This is a genomic window from Gluconobacter sp. OJB, from assembly GCF_039638275.1.
GTDB lineage: Bacteria > Pseudomonadota > Alphaproteobacteria > Acetobacterales > Acetobacteraceae > Gluconobacter > Gluconobacter cerevisiae.
In genome coordinates this window covers 1,916,961-1,934,986 of record NZ_JBDIWH010000001.1, presented here as the reverse complement: position 1 = coordinate 1,934,986, position 18,026 = coordinate 1,916,961, and the positions used below count along the sequence as shown (strand labels likewise).

General features: G+C 59.6%; 19 protein-coding genes, 1 tRNA gene and 1 riboswitch. Of the genes, 14 read left to right on the top strand and 6 right to left on the bottom strand.

The window, feature by feature from the left end; all coding sequences use genetic code 11:
* Window positions 1-2 precede the first annotated feature (2 nt).
* From ilvB to speE, 5 genes are all read left to right on the top strand, one after another.
* Window positions 3-1,796, top strand: a complete 1,794-nt coding sequence (gene ilvB, locus ABDK74_RS08935; RefSeq protein WP_346003526.1) for a biosynthetic-type acetolactate synthase large subunit — start codon at window positions 3-5, stop codon at window positions 1,794-1,796.
* On the top strand, window positions 1,796-2,323 hold the full coding sequence (ilvN, locus tag ABDK74_RS08930; RefSeq protein WP_346003525.1) for an acetolactate synthase small subunit: 528 nt from the start codon (window positions 1,796-1,798) through the stop codon (window positions 2,321-2,323). The genes ilvB and ilvN overlap by 1 nt, the downstream gene beginning before the upstream one ends.
* The gene (gene ilvC, locus ABDK74_RS08925; RefSeq protein WP_099285903.1) at window positions 2,323-3,342 is read left to right on the top strand and encodes a ketol-acid reductoisomerase; all 1,020 of its coding nucleotides are present in this window, start codon (window positions 2,323-2,325) and stop codon (window positions 3,340-3,342) included. Before ilvN ends, ilvC begins: the two co-directional genes overlap by 1 nt.
* Window positions 3,343-3,682: 340 nt before the next feature.
* Window positions 3,683-4,162: an adenosylmethionine decarboxylase gene (gene speD, locus ABDK74_RS08920; protein WP_346003524.1), complete on the top strand. Its 480-nt coding sequence runs from the start codon at window positions 3,683-3,685 to the stop codon at window positions 4,160-4,162.
* A gap of 65 nt (window positions 4,163-4,227) precedes the next feature.
* Complete coding sequence (gene speE, locus ABDK74_RS08915) at window positions 4,228-5,100, top strand: polyamine aminopropyltransferase (RefSeq protein WP_346003523.1); 873 nt, start codon at window positions 4,228-4,230, stop codon at window positions 5,098-5,100.
* Window positions 5,101-5,135: 35 nt separating this feature from the next.
* On the opposite strand, the gene ABDK74_RS08910 is transcribed toward speE, so the two are convergent.
* From ABDK74_RS08910 to ABDK74_RS08900, 3 genes are all read right to left on the bottom strand, one after another.
* Window positions 5,136-5,564 carry a MarR family transcriptional regulator gene (locus ABDK74_RS08910; RefSeq protein ID WP_346003522.1) on the bottom strand — a complete coding sequence of 143 codons (429 nt, stop codon included), beginning with the start codon at window positions 5,562-5,564 and terminating at the stop codon, window positions 5,136-5,138.
* A gap of 114 nt (window positions 5,565-5,678) precedes the next feature.
* Complete coding sequence (locus tag ABDK74_RS08905) at window positions 5,679-5,960, bottom strand: DUF333 domain-containing protein (protein ID WP_194256077.1); 282 nt, start codon at window positions 5,958-5,960, stop codon at window positions 5,679-5,681.
* 3 nt (window positions 5,961-5,963) lie between these two features.
* Window positions 5,964-6,266 (bottom strand): putative quinol monooxygenase, encoded by a 303-nt coding sequence (locus ABDK74_RS08900; RefSeq protein ID WP_346003521.1) that lies wholly within the window; start codon window positions 6,264-6,266, stop codon window positions 5,964-5,966.
* Between the two features lie 91 nt (window positions 6,267-6,357).
* A riboswitch (glycine riboswitch) is annotated at window positions 6,358-6,447 on the top strand.
* A 158-nt stretch (window positions 6,448-6,605) separates the two neighbouring features.
* Here ABDK74_RS08900 and gcvT point away from each other — a divergent pair.
* From gcvT to ABDK74_RS08875, 5 genes are all read left to right on the top strand, one after another.
* On the top strand, window positions 6,606-7,751 hold the full coding sequence (gcvT, locus tag ABDK74_RS08895; RefSeq protein ID WP_346003520.1) for a glycine cleavage system aminomethyltransferase GcvT: 1,146 nt from the start codon (window positions 6,606-6,608) through the stop codon (window positions 7,749-7,751).
* 35 nt (window positions 7,752-7,786) lie between these two features.
* Window positions 7,787-8,146 carry a glycine cleavage system protein GcvH gene (gcvH, locus tag ABDK74_RS08890; protein ID WP_062107071.1) on the top strand — a complete coding sequence of 120 codons (360 nt, stop codon included), beginning with the start codon at window positions 7,787-7,789 and terminating at the stop codon, window positions 8,144-8,146.
* A 76-nt stretch (window positions 8,147-8,222) separates the two neighbouring features.
* Entirely contained in the window at window positions 8,223-11,078 is a 2,856-nt protein-coding gene (gene gcvP / locus ABDK74_RS08885) for an aminomethyl-transferring glycine dehydrogenase (RefSeq protein WP_346003519.1), read from the top strand.
* A gap of 196 nt (window positions 11,079-11,274) precedes the next feature.
* Window positions 11,275-11,586 (top strand): putative quinol monooxygenase, encoded by a 312-nt coding sequence (locus ABDK74_RS08880; protein ID WP_346003518.1) that lies wholly within the window; start codon window positions 11,275-11,277, stop codon window positions 11,584-11,586.
* Window positions 11,587-11,675: 89 nt separating this feature from the next.
* The gene (locus tag ABDK74_RS08875) at window positions 11,676-11,888 is read left to right on the top strand and encodes a heavy-metal-associated domain-containing protein (RefSeq protein WP_194256083.1); all 213 of its coding nucleotides are present in this window, start codon (window positions 11,676-11,678) and stop codon (window positions 11,886-11,888) included.
* Window positions 11,889-11,912: 24 nt separating this feature from the next.
* Here ABDK74_RS08875 and ABDK74_RS08870 read toward each other — a convergent pair whose 3' ends face one another.
* Window positions 11,913-12,542 carry a trimeric intracellular cation channel family protein gene (locus ABDK74_RS08870; protein WP_194256084.1) on the bottom strand — a complete coding sequence of 210 codons (630 nt, stop codon included), beginning with the start codon at window positions 12,540-12,542 and terminating at the stop codon, window positions 11,913-11,915.
* An 83-nt stretch (window positions 12,543-12,625) separates the two neighbouring features.
* On the bottom strand, window positions 12,626-14,008 hold the full coding sequence (glnA, locus tag ABDK74_RS08865; protein WP_194256102.1) for a type I glutamate--ammonia ligase: 1,383 nt from the start codon (window positions 14,006-14,008) through the stop codon (window positions 12,626-12,628).
* Window positions 14,009-14,498: 490 nt separating this feature from the next.
* On the opposite strand from glnA, the gene ABDK74_RS08860 reads away from it, so the two are divergent.
* The 3 genes from ABDK74_RS08860 (at window position 14,499) to ABDK74_RS08850 (ending at window position 17,416) form a co-directional block, all read left to right on the top strand.
* Window positions 14,499-15,662: an aminotransferase gene (locus ABDK74_RS08860; protein ID WP_346003517.1), complete on the top strand. Its 1,164-nt coding sequence runs from the start codon at window positions 14,499-14,501 to the stop codon at window positions 15,660-15,662.
* A gap of 41 nt (window positions 15,663-15,703) precedes the next feature.
* Window positions 15,704-17,167 carry a metalloprotease TldD gene (tldD, locus tag ABDK74_RS08855; RefSeq protein ID WP_346003516.1) on the top strand — a complete coding sequence of 488 codons (1,464 nt, stop codon included), beginning with the start codon at window positions 15,704-15,706 and terminating at the stop codon, window positions 17,165-17,167.
* 126 nt (window positions 17,168-17,293) lie between these two features.
* Window positions 17,294-17,416, top strand: a complete 123-nt coding sequence (locus tag ABDK74_RS08850) for a hypothetical protein (protein WP_346003515.1) — start codon at window positions 17,294-17,296, stop codon at window positions 17,414-17,416.
* A gap of 6 nt (window positions 17,417-17,422) precedes the next feature.
* Here the strand turns inward: ABDK74_RS08850 and ABDK74_RS08845 are convergent, their stop codons facing one another.
* The gene (locus ABDK74_RS08845; protein ID WP_346003514.1) at window positions 17,423-17,728 is read right to left on the bottom strand and encodes a YggT family protein; all 306 of its coding nucleotides are present in this window, start codon (window positions 17,726-17,728) and stop codon (window positions 17,423-17,425) included.
* A gap of 142 nt (window positions 17,729-17,870) precedes the next feature.
* On the opposite strand from ABDK74_RS08845, the gene ABDK74_RS08840 reads away from it, so the two are divergent.
* Window positions 17,871-17,946, top strand: a tRNA-Ala gene (locus ABDK74_RS08840).
* Window positions 17,947-18,026: the final 80 nt, after the last annotated feature.

Genomic DNA, 18,026 nt, shown 5'->3' with positions numbered 1-18,026 from the left:
CGGTGACGGCTGCTGAAAGAGACGCAGGAACAGGCAACGAGGCGCTGAATGGCGCGGAAGTGCTTCTGCGCGTTCTCGATGAAGAGGGTGTGGAGGTCATATTCGGATATCCGGGTGGGGCTGTCCTTCCGATTTACGACGCTCTTTTCAAGCAGGACCGGATTCGACACATTCTTGTACGCCACGAACAGGCTGCCGTTCATGCGGCGGAAGCTTATGCGCGCTCGACGGGCAAGGTTGGCGTGGTTCTGGTGACGTCGGGTCCGGGGGCGACCAATGCCGTGACCGGGCTCGTGGACGCGCTGATGGATTCCATTCCGCTCGTCTGTCTGGCGGGGCAGGTGCCGACGAAGCTGATCGGCAATGACGCGTTTCAGGAAGCCGACACGACGGGCATCACGCGTCCTGCGACCAAGCACAATTATCTCGTCCGGGAGCCCGGAACGCTGGCGCAGACCGTGCGTGAGGCATTCGAGGTTGCGCGTTCGGGACGTCCGGGGCCTGTTCTGGTGGATCTGCCCAAGGACATCACCGTTGGCAAGGCGCCGCTGACGAAGCCGGCATTGTCGCGGTTGCAGCGGCTGCGTCATCAGGGTGGCCCGGACGCGGAGGCAATCGCCCGGACCCTCGAAGCCATGAAGACGGCGAAACGTCCGCTCTTCTATACGGGTGGCGGCATCATCAATTCCGGGCCGGAAGCGTCGGATCTGCTGCGTCGTCTGGCGCGTAAGACCGGTTTCCCGGTGACGTCCACGCTGATGGGGCTGGGGGCGTTTCCGTCTCCCGATCCGCAGTTCCTCGGCATGCTGGGGATGCATGGTTCGGTTGAGGCGAACATGGCCACGCATGGCTGTGATCTGCTGATCGCTCTGGGATCGCGTTTCGATGACCGCGTGACGGGGCGTGTGGATGCGTTCTCGCCCAATTCGTTCAAGGTTCATGCCGATATCGACCCGAGCCAGATCGACAAGATCGTGCCGGTGGACGTTCGGATCGAAGGCGATGTGCGCGATACGCTTGAAGCGCTGCTGGAAGGCTGGGGAGAGACGCCTGCGCCGGATCTGTCGGTCTGGTGGAACCAGATTGCGTCCTGGCGGAGTGTGGACGGGTTCGGCTTCACGCAGGACATGACGCCGTCTGCCGTCATCCGTCCGCAGCACGCCGTTCGCCGTCTGTATGAGCTGGCGAAGGAAACGGGTCGCGATACGTTTGTCTCCACGGAAGTCGGGCAGCATCAGATGTGGGCGGCCCAGCACTTCCAGTTCGACAAGCCGAACCGCTGGCTGACGTCCGGTGGTCTGGGGACGATGGGCTATGGTCTGCCGGCCGCCGTGGGCGCGCAGGTGGCGCATCCGGACGCGCTGGTGATCGATATTGCCGGTGAAGCGTCCACGCTCATGAACATCCAAGAACTGGGGACGATCGCGCAGTATCGTCTGCCGGTGAAGATATTCATCCTGAACAACCACTATATGGGCATGGTTCGCCAGTGGCAGGAACTGCTTCACGGCTCGCGTTATTCGCAGTCCTACAGCGAGGCGCTGCCGGACTTTGTGAAGCTCGCCGAGGCGTTCCATGCGACCGGGATGCGGGCGACGCATGTGGGTGAGCTGGATGATGTGATCCGCCGGATGCTGGCGCATGATGGTCCGGTCGTGGCCGATATCTGCGTGGCGGAAGGCGAGAACTGCTATCCGATGATCCCATCGGGTGCGGCGCACAACCAGATGCTGCTGGGTCCGGATCAGGATTCCGAAGCGGCGGGACTGACCGAAGAAGGAAAGATGCTGGTCTGATGACGGAGATTATCCAACATTCGGTCATCTCGGTCCTGATCGAGGACGAGAGTGGCGCGCTGGCCCGTGTGGTCGGTCTGTTTTCCGGCCGTGGCTACAACATTGAGAGCCTGACTGTGGCGCTAGTGGATGCGGAGCAGAAGCTCTCGCGCATCACGGTGCTGACGTCCGGTACGCCGATGGTGATCCGGCAGATCAAGGCGCAGCTCAAGCGCCTGATTCCGGTGCATGATGTCTGTGACCTGACGGAAGAGGGTCCGTATGTGGGCCGTGAGCTTGCGCTGGTGAAGGTTGTCTCGTCCGGGGAGCGCCGGACGGAGGCCCTGCGCATTGCGGATTCGTTCCGTGCGCGGCCCGTGGATACGACGGCTACGAGTTTCGTGTTCGAACTGACGGGCTCGCCCGAGAAGATCGACGCTTTCATCGAGTTGATGCGCCCCCTTGGTCTGGCCGAGGTTTCGCGCACCGGGATTGCCGCCATCGGGCGCGGTCCTTCAGTCTTTCACCTTAACAAGGAGCCTGTCTGATGCGGGTATATTATGATCGCGATGCCGATCTGAATCTGATCAAGAGCAAGAAAGTCGCGATCATTGGCTATGGCAGCCAGGGTCACGCTCATGCCAACAACCTCAAGGACAGCGGCCTGACGGACATCGTCATCGGCCTGCGTCCGACGTCTTCTGCCGTCAAGAAGGCTGAAGAGGCTGGTTTCAAGGTCATGTCCCCGGAAGACGCAGCCGCGTGGGCCGATGTGGTCATGGTTCTGACGCCGGATGAAGGCCAGGGCGCCCTGTACAAGGACAGCCTTGAGAAGAACCTGAAGCAGGGCGCAGCCCTTGCCTTCGCGCATGGTCTGTCCATCCATTTCCGCATCATTGAAGCCCGTCCGGATCTGGACGTGTTCCTGATCGCGCCGAAGGGCCCGGGCCACACGGTTCGCTCCGAATACCAGCGTGGCGGTGGCGTTCCGTCCCTCGTGGCCGTGGCGCAGAATGCTTCGGGCAATGCGCTCGAAATCGCCCTGTCCTATGCCAGCGCCAATGGTGGTGGCCGTGCAGGCATCATCGAGACGACCTTCAAGGAAGAAGTCGAAACCGATCTGTTCGGCGAGCAGGCTGTCCTGTGCGGTGGCGTGGTCGACCTGATCCGCGCTGGTTTCGAGACGCTGGTTGAAGGCGGATATGCGCCGGAAATGGCGTATTTCGAGTGCCTGCACGAAATGAAGCTGATCGTAGATCTGATCTACGAAGGCGGCATTTCCAACATGAACTACTCCATCTCCAACACTGCGGAGTATGGTGAGTACGTGACGGGTCCGCGCATCATCACGGCGGAAACCAAGGCTGAAATGAAGCGCGTCCTGACGGACATTCAGGACGGCACGTTCGTTCGCAACTTTATCCTTGAGAACCAGTCCGGTGGCGTTGGCTTCAAGGCCATTCGCGCTCGCAACGATGCTCACCAGATCGAGAAGACCGGTGAGAAGCTGCGTGCGATGATGCCGTGGATTGCCAAGGGCAAGCTGGTCGACAAGACCAAGAACTGATCAGGCTGTTCCGAAAGGGCGGATTCGTTCTTTCGGAATATATAGAATCAGCGTCAGTCGGGCGTCAGGATATCCGGGATTCGTTTCCCGGGGGTCCGGCGCCCGAATTGTGTGTGGAGTGGGTGGAACGTGGCTTTTCCGTGTCTCAGCCCTGTGTACAGGAAAGGGAAAACCCTTTTCTCATGCAATGGGAACATGGGGCGGGGGAGATATATGACATATTGAGGAACTACCCCATAAAGTGCTTGCATCGGGGGGGAGGGGCCGGTAACTAGCGCGCTTCCTGGCCCAAGGGGGCATTTTTTGCCCAACAGGCTGTCTACTGGTTTGGGGGTACGTGATGAACGCACTTGCTCAACTGGGGATGGTATCGGAACTCCCGAGAGATATCCAGAACAGCGCTGCTCACTTCGTCGAAGATGAGCGCAAGGATTACTTCATTGAGCGTGATGGCGAGCGGTTTGCTGGCAATCACCTGCTGATCGATTTCTGGGATGCCCGGAACCTCGATGATCCCACGCGGATCGATGAAACGCTGTGCGAAGCTGCGGTTGCGGCTGGCGCGACGATTCTGCACAGCCATTTTCATCACTTCACGCCCAATGGCGGCGTGTCGGGTGTGATCGTGCTGGCGGAAAGCCATATCTCGATCCATACGTGGCCGGAACGGAATTACGCCGCTGTGGACGTGTTCATGTGCGGTGTGTGTGATCCGAACCTGTCAATTCCGGTGATGCAGCGCCTGTTCCAGGCTGGCCGGATCGAGGTTGATGCCATGCGGCGCGGCCGCGTGCAGGACAAGGCCGCAAAGGCGGTCTGAACTGATGAAGGGGCCGGATGAAACCGGCCCTTTTTCAATATACTCCGACAAGGAAACGATGATCCATGGCTGAAACATGGCTCAACGAGACACTGTACCCGGACTGGGGACAGCGCTTTCTCGTGACGCGCGAACTCGCACGGGTAAAATCCGATTTTCAGGACATCGTGGTGTTCGAAAGTGCTGGTCACGGCCGCGTACTGGTTCTGGACGGTGTCATCCAGATTACCGAGCGTGACGAGTTCGTCTATCAGGAAATGCTGACGCATGTGCCGCTTCTGGCGCATCCCTGTGCGAAGCGCGTTCTGATCATCGGTGCGGGTGACGGTGGCGTTCTGCGTCGCGTGTTGCAGCATGAGACGGTCGAGAAGGCCGTTATGGTCGAGATCGACGGTGCGGTGATCGAGCTGTCCAAGCAGTATCTGCCGAATATTGCCGGTGACGCGTGGAATGACCCACGGGCCGAGGTCATTGTAGGCGACGGCATTGATTACGTTTTGAAGGCAGCTGATGGCTCCTTCGATGTGATCATCGTCGACAGCACCGATCCGATCGGTGTGGGCGAAGTGCTGTTCACGGATGAGTTCTACAGCAACTGCGCGCGTATCCTTTCGGACGAAGGGCTGATCGTGAACCAGTGCGGCGTGCCGTTCATGCAGGCGGATGAACTGCATGAGACGAGCCTGCGCCGTGCGAAGTTCTTCCCGCATGTGGGTGCGTATGTGGCGGCTGTTCCGACCTATGTTGGCGGGTTCATGACGCTGGGTGTGGCCTCCAAGGGGCAGGCGCCGAACACGCAGACGGTGGAGCAGATCCGCGCCCGTGCAGACGCTGCGAAGATTGTGGGAACGACGCGCTACTGGACGCCGGAGATCCATGTTGGGTCGTTCAATCTGCCGCCCTATATTGCCGAGCATCTTCCGAAGACCGGAAAATGATCTCGCGCCTGCTCCTTCGATGAAGGGGCAGGCGGTTACAGCTGGCTTTTCAGGCTGCTGTTGATCCGTTCCAGAAGTGTTACGAGAATATCGCGTTCAAGGGGTGTAAACCCCTTGAGTGCTGTGTCGGTTAAATGTTCTATTATTGGAACGATATTCCGGCTTTTCCGCTGGCCGTCCGGCGTCAGTGTGACCTGTGTGCTGCGACGGTCTGTGGGGTCTGGTTCGCGCTGGATCAGGCCGTCGCGCTCCATCCGGGCGAGAAGTGTCGTCATGCCCGGTTGTTCAATATCCGCAAAATCCGCGAGGGCTTTCTGATTGAGTGCCTTTCCGTCCTGCAAAGCCTGCAACACGGGGAGCTGACCGATCCGGAGGCCTGATTTCTTGAGATCGCGTTCCAGCAGGAGGGTGAAGAGTCTGGTGGTGCGTGTGGTCAGGGCGCTCAGGGGAGACGGGGCGGTCATGCGGATTCCGGGGATCATGTGGATGGAATACATAACATATTATGTATTCGGAAAATGAAAAACCCGGCTGGCCCTTGCGGGCCTCACCGGGCTTGATTTGGCCGAACTGAAAAATCAGGGCGTCATCTTGGCCAGAGGCGCGACGCAGCGGTGTTCGCGGTAAAGCGTCCATTCGTCGCAGATCTGGTTGGGGGGAAAGGTGCAGGTGCCGGTTTCGCCGCCTGGCGTCCGGACGTCGCCGTGTCGGCCGCCCTGCTGCGTGCAATAGACGCTGGCGGGGTTGGGGATGCCGATCAGGCGGGTGCGCGGATTATGCTGCGGATGGGACGCGCAGGCAGACACCGTGCCACACAGGAGGGTAATGGCGAGGAGGCGTTTCGTGCTTGAAAGCTGCATTGCTCAGGGAGCCCTTTTCTTCAGGAAGCGGACGCTGCGTTCCTTGATGTCCAGTTCTTTTACAGCGTTTGCGAAGACCTCGAAATGCGGGGTCCTGAGGTGCTCTTCGAAAGCCGCGCGGTCGGTATAGACTTCCACCAGGATGACGGTATCGGCTTCCGTTTCGGGGGAAAGGACCGTGAAGCTGTGACAGCCGGATTCGTCGGCCACGGAGCGTTCGCTGTCATAGGCGCAGGCTTTGAGAAATTTGTCATAGGTTGCCGGTGTGGTCTCGAATTCAGCAATGACCGTCAGTTCGCCAGCCATGGAGTTCTCCTTTGTGCATTTAAGGTCTCGGGACACAACGCGGGAGCGATCGTAACGATTGCGGAGTTTTTCGGAAACTGGCAGGATTGAATTGATCGACACGGGAGAGATCAGCCGCAAGGCTGGCGCCGAAGGAGCAACCGCCCCGGAAACTCTCAGGCCAAAGGACCGAGGCGGTCAGGACATTCTGGAGAGAGGTGCGCTTGACGCATCCGCCGACGGGATAGCGATCTCAGGCGAAAGGACAGAAGGGGCGACGTTTTTCCGGCCGCGTTCTGCGGAATGCCGGGGGCGTCTGCATCTTCACGTCTTGAGATAGAATGGGCCGGGCTTTTTCGTATGAGCGATTCCCTCCAGCGTACTCCCCTTTACGATCTGAATCTGGAACTTGGCGCGAAGATGGTGCCGTTTGCAGGCTTCGAGATGCCGATCCAGTTCCCTGCTGGGCTGATGGCGGAGCATCTGCATACGCGCGAGAAGGCCGGTCTGTTTGACGTGTCCCATATGGGGCAGATCCGTATTGCTGCGAAAAGCGGCGACGTGAAGGACGCTGCTGCGGCTCTGGAGACGCTGGTCCCTGCCGATTATGTCGGGCTTGCCGCCGGGCGTCAGCGTTATGGACTGCTGACCAACGAGGACGGTGGCATTCTGGACGATCTGATGGTCGCCAATATGGGCCATGATCTGCTGGTGGTCGTGAATGCCGGGTGCAAGGTTCAGGACGCGGATCGGATCGAGAAGGCGCTGTCTGATCGGTGTGTGGTGACGCGCCAGTTTGATCGCGGTCTTATGGCGCTTCAGGGCCCGGCTGCGGAAGCGGCTCTGGCGCCGCTTTGCCCGGCCGTGAAGGACATGCGCTTCATGGATGTGATCGAGACCGAGCTGGCCACTGCGACTGGGCCCGTGAAGGTGACGGTGTCGCGGTCCGGCTATACGGGCGAGGACGGGTTCGAGATTGGCTGTGCGGGCGCGGATTCCGAGAAAGTCGCGCGTGCGATTCTGGCGCAGCCGGATGTGTTGCCGATTGGCCTGGGTGCGCGGGATTCGCTGCGTCTTGAGGCCGGACTGTGCCTGTATGGCAATGACATTGACGTCGCGACCACGCCGGTTGAAGCCTCGCTGGGCTGGGCGATCCAGAAGGCGCGTCGTGAAGGTGGTTCCCGCGAGGGTGGCTATCCGGGTGCGGAAGTTGTGCTGAAGCAGACGCGCGATGGCGTGTCGCGTAAGCGCGTGGGTCTGCTGGCGGAAGGCCGTGCTCCGGTGCGGGCGGGGGCGAAACTCTTTGCCGATGCCGAGGGGCAGAAGGAAATCGGGGTGGTTACGTCCGGGGCATTTGGCCCGAGCGTGAAGGCTCCTGTTGCGATGGGCTATGTCGCGTCGGATCATGCGGCGCTGGACACACCCGTCTTTGCGGAACTGCGGGGCAAGTATGTGCCGCTGCATGTGCGGGCGATGCCCTTCGTGGCACCCGGTTTCAAGCGCTGAACTTACAGTCGACTTTCAGATCAGGAAAAACAGCAATGACGACCTATTACACGAAGTCCCATGAATGGATCCGCGTCGATGGCGAGCAGGCTACCGTCGGCATCACGACCCATGCCTCCGAAGAATTGGGCGAGCTGGTGTTCGTTGAAGCCAAGGACGAGGGCACGGAAGTTGCCGCCGGTGATGCGGCTGCGGTTGTTGAGTCCGTGAAGGCAGCGTCCGACATCTATGCACCGGTTGCGGGCACGTTGGCTGGCTTCAACGAGGCGCTGTCTGACGACCCGACGCTGGTGGGCCGCGATGCGGAAGGCGAGGGCTGGATCTTCCGCATGACGGTTTCCAACCCGGACGACCTCAAGGGCCTGCTGACGGCCGAGCAGTACAAGAGCCTCTGAGGCTTGCGGGGTTTGCGTTGGCAGGCCCCGTTTTTCTTTCAGCCTGCCCTAAATTCCTGCCTCCGCTTTTCATGAAATGCCAGAGAACCTGCCTGTGACGACCTTGTGGCCTGCCCAGACCGAAGATTTCAGCTCCCGCCATATCGGCCCGCGTCCTTCCGAAATCGGGGAGATGCTGCGGGTCGTTGGCGCGTCCAGTCTCGATGACCTGATCGACCGGACCATTCCGGCCGCCATTCTCGATCGCGGGGATCACGGGATTGGTGCGGCCCTGACCGAGCAGGATGCGCTTTTGCGCCTGCGTCAGATTGCGTCGCGCAATCAGGTTCTGACGTCCATGATCGGGCAGGGTTATTACGATACGGTTCTGCCACCGGTCATCCAGCGGAACATTCTGGAAAATCCGGCCTGGTACACGGCCTATACGCCGTATCAGCCCGAAATCAGCCAAGGCCGTCTTGAGGCGCTGCTGAACTTCCAGACGCTGGTGGCGGATCTGACGGAGCTGGATATTGCCAATGCGTCCCTGCTGGACGAGGGCACGGCCTGTGCGGAAGCCATGGCGCTGGCGCAGCGTGTGGGCAAGTCCAAGGCGACAGCATTCTTCGTGGATGCCGACACGCACCCGCAGACGATTGCCGTGATCCGCACGCGCGCCGAGCCGCTGGGCTGGGATGTTGTGGTTGGCGATCCGGAGACGGATCTGGATGCGTCCTCCGTGTTTGGTGCGCTGCTATCCTATCCAGGCTCTTCAGGGCGCGTGCGGGATCTGCGCGGCGTGATTGCGGCGCTGCATGAGAAGGGCGCGATTGCCGCTCTGGCCTGTGATCCGCTGGCGCTGGTGGTGCTGGAAAGTCCGGGTGCGCTGGGCGCGGATATCGCAATTGGCTCGATGCAGCGTTATGGCGTGCCGATGGGGGCTGGTGGCCCGCATGCGGGGTTCATGGCGACGCGCGATGCGTTCAAGCGGCACATGCCGGGCCGTCTGGTTGGCGTGTCGCGCGACAGTGCGGGCAAGCCTGCCTATCGTCTGGCGCTTCAGACGCGTGAGCAGCATATCCGCCGCGAGAAAGCGACGTCCAACATCTGCACGGCGCAGGCGCTGCTGGCGATCATCGCGTCCATGTATGCAGTGTATCATGGTCCGGAAGGGCTGAAGGCGATTGCCGCGCGTACGCACCGGATGGCGGCGATCCTGTCCGCTGGGCTGAAGACTCTGGGCGCGCGCGTCGAGACGGAGGTGTTCTTCGACACGATCACCGTTCAGGCGGGTGCTGCTGCGCCACAGGTTCTGGCGCGGGCCGTGGCTTCGGGCATCAATCTGCGCGATGCGGGGAATGGCCGGATTGGCGTGTCCTGTGACGAGACCACGACGCCGGAAACGATCCGTGCAGTCTGGGCGTCCTTCGCAGGTGAGGATGCGGATCTGGTGTCTGTCGAGCAGGCGCTCGATGTGACGGATGCGTTGCCGGAAGGCCTGTCCCGGACGGCGCCGCTGCTGACGCATCCTGTGTTCCATGCCCATCGTTCCGAGACGGATTTGCTGCGCTACATGCGTGCGCTGGCGGACAAGGATCTGGCGCTGGATCGCACGATGATCCCGCTGGGCTCATGCACCATGAAGCTCAATGCGACGGCGGAGATGATCCCCATCACCTGGCCGGAATTCGCGCGGATTCATCCGTTTGCACCTGCGGATCAGGTTCAGGGTTATGCCGAGCTGTTCACGTATCTGGAGCGCACGCTCTGTGCGATTTCGGGGTATGACGCGGTGTCGCTTCAGCCGAATTCCGGCGCGCAGGGCGAATATGCCGGCCTTCTGGCGATCCGCGGCTATCACCGCGCACGTGGGGATGAGAACCGGGATGTCTGCCTGATTCCGGCCTCGGCGCATGGGACCAATCCGGCTTCGGCCCAGATGGTCGGGATGCGGGTTGTCGTCGTGGCCTGCGATGAGAACGGCAATGTGGATGTCGAGGATCTGAAGGCGAAGATCGCGCAGCATGACGGGCGCGTGGCGGCCATCATGATCACGTATCCGTCCACGCATGGCGTGTTCGAGGAGCGGATTGTCGAGATCTGCGAGCTGGTTCATGAAGCTGGTGGGCAGGTCTATCTGGATGGCGCGAACCTCAATGCTCAGGTTGGGCTGGCGCGGCCGGGTCTGTACGGCGCGGATGTCTCGCATTTCAACCTGCACAAGACGTTCTGCATTCCGCATGGCGGTGGTGGTCCGGGCATGGGGCCGATCGGTGTGGGCAAGCACCTCGCGCCGTATCTGCCGGGGCAGCATGGCATTGCGGTGTCCGCTGCGCCTTTCGGGTCGGCATCCATTCTGCCGATTTCCGCAGCTTACATCATGATGATGGGCGACGAGGGCTTACGTCAGGCGACCACGATGGCGATCCTGAATGCAAACTACATCGCGGCGCGTCTGGAAGGGCATTATCCGGTTCTGTATCGCGGCACGAATGGCTTTACGGCGCATGAATGCATCGTGGATCTGCGGCCGCTTAAGGATACGGTCGGCGTGACGGTGGATGATATCGCCAAGCGTCTGATCGATCATGGCTTTCACGCACCGACGGTCAGCTTCCCGGTGGCCGGGACGTTCATGATCGAGCCGACGGAATCCGAAGGCAAGGGCGAGCTGGATCGCTTCTGCGATGCGATGATCGCCATCCGTGCGGAAATTGCTGAGGTCGAAGCTGGGCATGTTGGGATGGAAGAGAGCCCCCTGCGCTTTGCGCCGCATACGACGGCGGATCTCGCAGGTGTCTGGGAGCGCTCCTACAGCCGTGAGGCCGGATGCTTCCCCGGTGGTGTGAACACGTCGAAATACTGGTCGCCGGTCGGGCGTCTGGACAATGCCTGGGGGGACCGGAACCTTGTCTGTTCCTGCCCGGATATTTCGACCTACGCGGAGGGCTAAACGCGTTTTCGGCCTGATGTTTGAGAAAAGGCGTCTTCCTTTTGGGAGGCGCCTTTTTGCTGTTCGGGCTCTTTTATTGTGATACCCGGCATGGGTTCTTTCTCACAAAGGGGTGAGGTATGGTTTCACGTGAAACACTGCCCGTCTGAGGAAGAAGAGCTTTCGGGTAGTTCCATTGTTGATGAGGAATTTCTCCATGAGTCAGACGGTTCATATCACGGCTGTTATTACGGTCGCGGCGGACCATGTCGCAGCGGCAGAATATGCTTTTGCAGCCTGCATCGTGTCCTCACGCAAGGAAGAAGCCTGCCGCCAGTATGTGATCAGCAGGGACACCGAAAAGGCCGGACGGTTTGTGGCAACTGAAGTCTGGACTTCTGAGGCTGCGTTCGCAGCACATCTGGCGTCGCCGCATTTCAAGGCTCTGGGTGAGGCTCTTGGAAAACTGCGCGTGGAGATCGATATCATGAAGGTTCAGCCGCTTGACGAGGCTGCGGACGCGGTCTGAAGAAGCGGTTTTTGTTTCTGTGGGAATAGGCCCCCATTTCGGGGATCGACTGCTTTGCGGAGCAGCTCTTGAAGACAGGAGAGTCTTTTATGGTTTCGATGGTGACGTTCAAGGTTGACGGGATGTCGTGCAACGGATGTTCGGGCAAGTTGCAGTCCGCGTTGTCCAATGTTCCGGGTGTGTCGTCCGCGCAGGTGACGCTTGATCCGGGACAGGCGGCCATTCAGTACGATGAGCAGAAAGTGACGCCGGTTGCATTGCAGCATGTCGTGGAAGATATCGGGTTCGACATCATAGCCTGAGAGGCGTTTGAACAGGCCTGCTGACTATCGTTTGTAATGCGGCAGGCCGAGCCTCTTTATGAGGGCTACGGCACGTAAGCTGAACCCTGCCACGACGGCAATAAGGGCTGCGAGGCTCGTGTTCATGCCCAGCGCTGTCAGGGACACATATGTCCCGGACGACAGGGCGACGGCCGTTACGTAAAGCTCCGGTCGGATGATGATGGATGGCACACCTGCCAGGACATCCCGGAAAATTCCGCCCATGCAGGCGCTGACAATTCCCATGAGAGCCGCGGGAATCAAAGGGATGCCGTGTGCCAGCGCTTTGGCAGATCCAAAGACTCCATAAGCCGCGATTCCGAGACCATCGAACCATTCTACTGCACGGGCCGGCCAAAAACGGGCTGGTGTCAACCAGACGGCAATGGCGGAAAGCAGGCAGGCTGTAATTGGGACGGAGGTGTGCATCCAGAAGACGGGCGCACCGATGAGCAGGTCACGCACCGTTCCGCCGCCGACGCCTGTGATGGCGGCAAAAAACATGAAGGTTACGATGGTCAGGCGCGCCCGTGCCGCTTCTATGGCCCCCGAAATGGCAAAAACGATTGTGCCTGCGATGTCGAGAACAGGCAGGGTGGACGAGGAGAATGCCTGCGGGGAGGGATGGATCATCGGCCGTCTTGGTCAGTGTGTTGAAAACAGAAAAGCCCGGCGCGAAGGCCGGGCTTTCCATAGACGGGATGTTATGACCCGGATTAGACCGAGTAGTACATCTCGAACTCTGCCGGATGCGGCGTGTGTTCGAACTTGTAGACTTCCGGCCACTTGATGTCGATGTAGCTTTCGATCTGGTCCTTGGTGAAGACGCCGCCTTCGAGAAGGAATGCGTGGTCTTCCTTAAGGGCTTCGAGTGCTTCACGGAGCGAGCCACAGACCGTTGGGATCTGGGACAGCTCTTCCTTCGGCAGTTCGTACAGATCCTTGTCCATGGCATCGCCCGGATGGATTTTGTTGCGGATGCCGTCCAGACCGGCCATCAGCATGGCTGCGAAAGCGAGATACGGGTTTGCCATCGGGTCCGGGAAGCGGACTTCGACGCGCTTTGCCTTCGGGTTGGTCGCATGCGGAATACGACACGAAGCCGAGCGGTTCGCAGCGGAGTAGGCCAGAAGCACGGGAGCTTCGAAGCCCGGGATCAGGCGCTTGTAGGAGTTGGTGGACGGGTTCGTGAAGGCGTTCAGGGCCTTCGCGTGCTTGATGATGCCACCGATGTAGAACAGCGCGTCTTCGGACAGGTCTGCATACTTGTCACCAGCGAAAGTCGGCTTGCCGTCCTTCCAGATGGACTGGTGGACATGCATGCCCGAGCCGTTGTCGCCCGCAATCGGCTTCGGCATGAACGTGGCCGTCTTGCCGTAGGAATGGGCGACGTTGTGCACGCAATACTTGTAGATCTGCATGAAGTCGGCGGACTTCACGAGTGTGTCGAACTTCGTGCCGAGCTCGTGCTGCGACTGTGCGACTTCGTGGTGATGCTTTTCGATCGGCAGGCCCATTTCGCCCATCGTCGAAAGCATTTCGGCGCGCAGGTCGTGTTCGCTGTCCACGGGTGGGACCGGGAAGTAGCCACCCTTGACGACAGGGCGGTGGCCCATGTTGCCTTCCGGGTAGGCCTTCAGGGAGGCGCCGGGGCCTTCGATGCTGTCGAGCTGGTACATGCCGAAGTTCGGGCCTGTGCCGAACTGCACGTTGTCGAAGATGAAGAACTCGGCTTCCGGACCGAAGAACGCCGTGTCACCGAAACCGGCTTCCTTAAGGTAGGCTTCTGCGAGCTTGGCGGTCGAGCGCGGGTCGCGGTTGTAGAAATTGCCCGTCTTCGGATCAATGATGTCGCAGAACAGGATCAGCTGCGGCTTGGCCGAGAATGGGTCCATTACGGCCGTTTCCGGGTCCGGAAGCAGGACCATGTCGGACTCGTTGATGGCCTTCCAGCCTTGGATGGACGAACCGTCGAACATGAAACCTTCAACGAAGGTGTCGTCTTCGATGGTCGAGACTGTCTGGGTCGTGTGGTGCCACTTGCCCTTGGGGTCCGTGAAGCGCAGATCGACGAATTCCGCCGCGTGCTCCTGGATCATCTCGAAGACGCGGGCTACGGCCAGCGGGTTCGGAGCGGGCGGCTTGCCCGACGCTGCCGGAGCAGCCTTGGGCGCTGCGGCCTTCGAGGGGCGGCGCGCCGGAGCGGCCTTTGGTGTCGCGGTAGAGGAAGTGGGGGCTTTCTTGGCCATCGATCTGTCGCCTTGCATCGTGTAAACGGCTGCAAAACGATTAAGCGACAAATGCCCGTCTGTCGAGTATGGGAAATTACGCTATTCTGCGGATTTAGGGTAGAATCTTGCGGAAGTGGATCAAAGTTTTCCGCGTCTGCTTCGGAACCTGCATGGAAAAAAGCATCGATCTTCTTTCCCCGCTGGTCGAACGTTATTTGCATGAATTTTGCGGTGGCCTGTAGATCGTTGTGCGATATGCATCGGAAAACACGGATGCGGGACTGAAAGGCTTTTCAGGCCCGCACTGGCCTGCAATGGTGAGGGGCTTTGTGTTTTCCGTCTGCTCTGGACCTCATCAATGAAAACTCCGAATCAGTATCTTGCAGGTCTTCCGACGACCATTTTCACGATCATGTCCCAGCTGGCCGTGAAACATGGGGCGATCAATCTTGGGCAGGGATTCCCGGATACGGAGGGGCCGCAGGATATCATTCAGGTGGCTGCCGAGGCGCTTCAGGACGGACGAAACCAGTATGCGCCTCTGACGGGACTACCGGAGTTGCGGGAGGCCGTGGCGTCTTCCAACCGGCGTTTCTATGGGCTGGAGGTCGATCCAGCGACGGAAGTTGTGGTGACGTCCGGGGCTACAGAAGCGCTGGCGGCGTGCCTCATGGCGGTGGTGGAACCGGGGGATGAGGTGGTGGTGATCGAACCGCTTTATGACACCTATTTGCCAGCACTCAGGCTGCTGGGAGCCGTTCCGCGCTGTGTGCGGCTTCAGCCACCGCACTGGTCGCTGCCGGAAGCGGAACTGCGGGCTGCGTTTGGGCCGAAGACAAAGGCGATCATGCTCAATTCGCCGATGAATCCTTCCGGGAAGGTTTTTGTTCGTGAAGAGCTTGAGCTGATTGCGGAACTGGTGCGGGAGCATGATGCATATGCGATCTGCGATGAGGTTTATGAGCACCTGACGTTTCACGTGAAACATATCCCGCTGATGAGCCTTCCGGGGATGCGTGAGCGGTCTATGCGGATCGGGAGTGCGGGCAAGAGTTTCTCCCTGACGGGATGGAAAGTCGGCTATGTAACTGCACCTGCCGCCTTGGCATCGTTGGTGGCGAAGGCGCATCAGGTTCTGGTGTTCGCGACTGCTCCGAACCTTCAGCGGGCCGTGGCTTATGGGCTGAACAAGGATGAGAGTTACTATCAGGCTCTGTCGTCCCAAATGGAAACACAGCGGGATCTGTTGCGGGATGGTCTGCCCCGTTTGGGCTTTGAGACATTGCCTGCCGATGGAAGCTATTTCATCGTGGCGGATATCTCGCGTCATGCAGATGGGCGCAGCGATGTGGAATTCGCGCGCTGGTTGATTGAGCATGCGGGCGTTGCGACAATTCCGGTTTCGGCTTTCTATGATCCTGAAGGGGATACTCCCCCACAGAATCTGGTCCGGTTCGCATTCTGTAAAAAGCCGGAGATCCTGCGAGAAGCCTTGAAACGGCTGGAAAAAGCCCTTTCTTAGAAGCTCGGTTCTGTCATTCGTTTTCTGTCTGGAGATTTTTCATGTCTGTTGCTGCTGATGCTCTGGGCGCTCTTGCGACAACCAATACGCTGTTTTTCGGGCGGCCTGATTCAAAGCTGACTCGTGATGACGCCAAAGCGCTCGTTGATCGGGGGCTTGAGGGTGTGGATGACGGTGAGCTTTTTCTGGAATACCGGGAAAACGAGAGCATCAGTCTGGATGACGGGACGATCCGTTCGGCCAGTTTCAACACGTCTTCAGGGTTTGGTTTGCGGGCCGTCCTGGGAACGGAGACGGCTTTTGCCCATGCCGACGATATCAGCCGCGACGCTCTGGCGCGGGCGGTCAGTACGGTGGGGGCCGTTCGGCAGGGGCGGAGTGGTGTTATGGCGCCTGGGCCGCAGGCGACGAACCAGCTTCTCTATGGAGACTCCCGTCCGCTTGAGGGAACGGATTTTGCGGCCCGGGCTGCGGTTCTGAGTGAAATTGACGCCTATGCGCGGGGGCTGGATTCCCGCGTGGTGCAGGTGAGTGCGGTGCTGAGTTCCGAATGGCAGGCGGTGCAGATCATGCGCCGCGCAGATGCCGGGGGCGAGGTGGCGGATTTGCGGCCTCTGGTGCGGATGAACGTGTCGGTCGTCGTGGAAAAAAATGGCCAACGCGAGAGCGGAAGCTGTGGTCTGGGCGGGCGTTACGAACTGGACCGTCTGCTGGCTCCGGACACATGGCGGGATGCGGTCGACAAGGCGCTGAAGCAGGCCCTGATTACGCTGGATGCCGCGCCTGCTCCTGCGGGCGAGATGGATGCGGTGCTTGGGCCGGGTTGGCCGGGTATTCTGCTGCATGAAGCCGTAGGTCACGGGCTGGAAGGGGATTTCAACCGCAAGGGGACCTCATCCTTTTCGGGAATGATTGGCAAGCGTGTGGCCTCTGCAGGCGTGACCGTGGTTGATGACGGAACGCTGCCTGAATGTCGGGGATCGCTCAGTGTTGATGACGAAGGCACGCCGACGTCCCGGACGGTGCTGATCGAGGATGGGATTCTCACCGGCTATCTTCAGGATCGCCTGAATGGGCGCCTGATGGGAACGAAATCGACCGGAAACGGGCGCCGTCAGTCCTATGCTCATGCTCCGATGCCCCGGATGACCAATACGCTGATGCTCGAAGGGAGTGCCACGACGGACGAGATGATCCGTTCGATCAAGCGGGGACTCTATGCTGTGAATTTTGGCGGCGGGCAGGTCGATATCACGTCGGGGAAATTCGTGTTCGCGGCTTCGGAAGCGTATCTCGTGGAAGACGGAAAAATCATTCGCCCGGTAAAGGGCGCGACCTTGATCGGAAACGGGGCGGATGCCATGAACCAGATTTCCATGATCGGGTCCGATGTGGCGCTTGATCCGGGGATCGGAACCTGCGGCAAGGCTGGTCAGGGTGTGCCGGTGGGTGTTGGTCAGCCGACCCTGAAGATCTCTGGTTTGACGGTGGGTGGTACGGGCTGATCCGGAACAGTTCGGACTGAAAGACGAAAGCAGTCAGCGATGGGACATAATTACGCAAAACCGTTAACGGCTGAAGCTCGGATGGAACGGGTTTTCTCTCGCCTTCCTGAGGACTGGAATGTCAAAATGGAGCGCCAGCCGAAAGGGAAATGGTCGGTCATGATGCAGCGTCCGGACGGAATGTTGCATCATGAAACCGCTGATAGTCTCATTGAGGCGCTGGAAGAAGTGTGGCGCGCTCTGAGATAAAGGTGCTTAGAAGCTACTCTGGGTGGCGAGCATGAAGAAGATCCGGTTTACAGCGGGATAGACCAGAAACTGGATCAGCAGCAGGACCACCATGGGTGCAAAATCCACGCCACCCGTATTGGGCAGGATGTTGCGGATCGGCGCCATGACAGGCTCGACGATCTTGGCCAAGGCGTTGAAAATAGAATAGAAAAAGCGGTTGCGGATATCAAGAACTCCGAAACCGAGAAGCATTGACAGAATGCAATACGCCAGAAGAATCCATACGAAAGCCTGGATCAGCATTAGAATAATGGCGTGCAGGGCAACCATGTAAAACCTCGTCGAATGTCGGTCAGGGCAGCCGAAAGGCCGGTCGGAGAACGCTTGTAGCGATAGCAATAGCACAGAACAACATCCTGCGCTCAGGTCTGCTTGACAGCGTATGGGAAGAGGAGAACTATCTGTTTGCCGTGGGGCTGTAGCTCAGATGGGAGAGCGCCTCGTTCGCAATGAGGAGGTCAGGGGTTCGATTCCCCTCAGCTCCACCATGGTCTCCGAATTTCCCCTGATGAACATTCAATTTTTGAAAGTTATTCTTTTCTGACCGGTTCCCATTAAACTCATGTTG

What these genes read in the sequence shown, in the direction of transcription:
- speE (WP_346003523.1), top strand. Translation starts at nt 4,228, where the DNA reads ATGGCTGAAACATGGCTCAACGAGACACTGTACCCGGACTGGGGACAG.
- speD (WP_346003524.1), top strand. Translation starts at nt 3,683, where the DNA reads ATGAACGCACTTGCTCAACTGGGGATGGTATCGGAACTCCCGAGAGAT.
- ilvC (WP_099285903.1), top strand. Translation starts at nt 2,323, where the DNA reads ATGCGGGTATATTATGATCGCGATGCCGATCTGAATCTGATCAAGAGC.
- glnA (WP_194256102.1), bottom strand. Translation starts at nt 14,008, where the DNA reads ATGATCCAGGAGCACGCGGCGGAATTCGTCGATCTGCGCTTCACGGAC.
- gcvP (WP_346003519.1), top strand. Translation starts at nt 8,223, where the DNA reads ATGCCAGAGAACCTGCCTGTGACGACCTTGTGGCCTGCCCAGACCGAA.
- ABDK74_RS08870 (WP_194256084.1), bottom strand. Translation starts at nt 12,542, where the DNA reads ATGATCCATCCCTCCCCGCAGGCATTCTCCTCGTCCACCCTGCCTGTT.
- ABDK74_RS08875 (WP_194256083.1), top strand. Translation starts at nt 11,676, where the DNA reads ATGGTTTCGATGGTGACGTTCAAGGTTGACGGGATGTCGTGCAACGGA.
- ABDK74_RS08880 (WP_346003518.1), top strand. Translation starts at nt 11,275, where the DNA reads ATGAGTCAGACGGTTCATATCACGGCTGTTATTACGGTCGCGGCGGAC.
- ABDK74_RS08860 (WP_346003517.1), top strand. Translation starts at nt 14,499, where the DNA reads ATGAAAACTCCGAATCAGTATCTTGCAGGTCTTCCGACGACCATTTTC.
- ABDK74_RS08845 (WP_346003514.1), bottom strand. Translation starts at nt 17,728, where the DNA reads ATGGTTGCCCTGCACGCCATTATTCTAATGCTGATCCAGGCTTTCGTA.
- ABDK74_RS08900 (WP_346003521.1), bottom strand. Translation starts at nt 6,266, where the DNA reads ATGGCTGGCGAACTGACGGTCATTGCTGAATTCGAGACCACACCGGCA.
- tldD (WP_346003516.1), top strand. Translation starts at nt 15,704, where the DNA reads ATGTCTGTTGCTGCTGATGCTCTGGGCGCTCTTGCGACAACCAATACG.
- gcvH (WP_062107071.1), top strand. Translation starts at nt 7,787, where the DNA reads ATGACGACCTATTACACGAAGTCCCATGAATGGATCCGCGTCGATGGC.
- ilvN (WP_346003525.1), top strand. Translation starts at nt 1,796, where the DNA reads ATGACGGAGATTATCCAACATTCGGTCATCTCGGTCCTGATCGAGGAC.
- ABDK74_RS08905 (WP_194256077.1), bottom strand. Translation starts at nt 5,960, where the DNA reads ATGCAGCTTTCAAGCACGAAACGCCTCCTCGCCATTACCCTCCTGTGT.
- ABDK74_RS08910 (WP_346003522.1), bottom strand. Translation starts at nt 5,564, where the DNA reads ATGACCGCCCCGTCTCCCCTGAGCGCCCTGACCACACGCACCACCAGA.
- ABDK74_RS08850 (WP_346003515.1), top strand. Translation starts at nt 17,294, where the DNA reads ATGGAGCGCCAGCCGAAAGGGAAATGGTCGGTCATGATGCAGCGTCCG.
- gcvT (WP_346003520.1), top strand. Translation starts at nt 6,606, where the DNA reads ATGAGCGATTCCCTCCAGCGTACTCCCCTTTACGATCTGAATCTGGAA.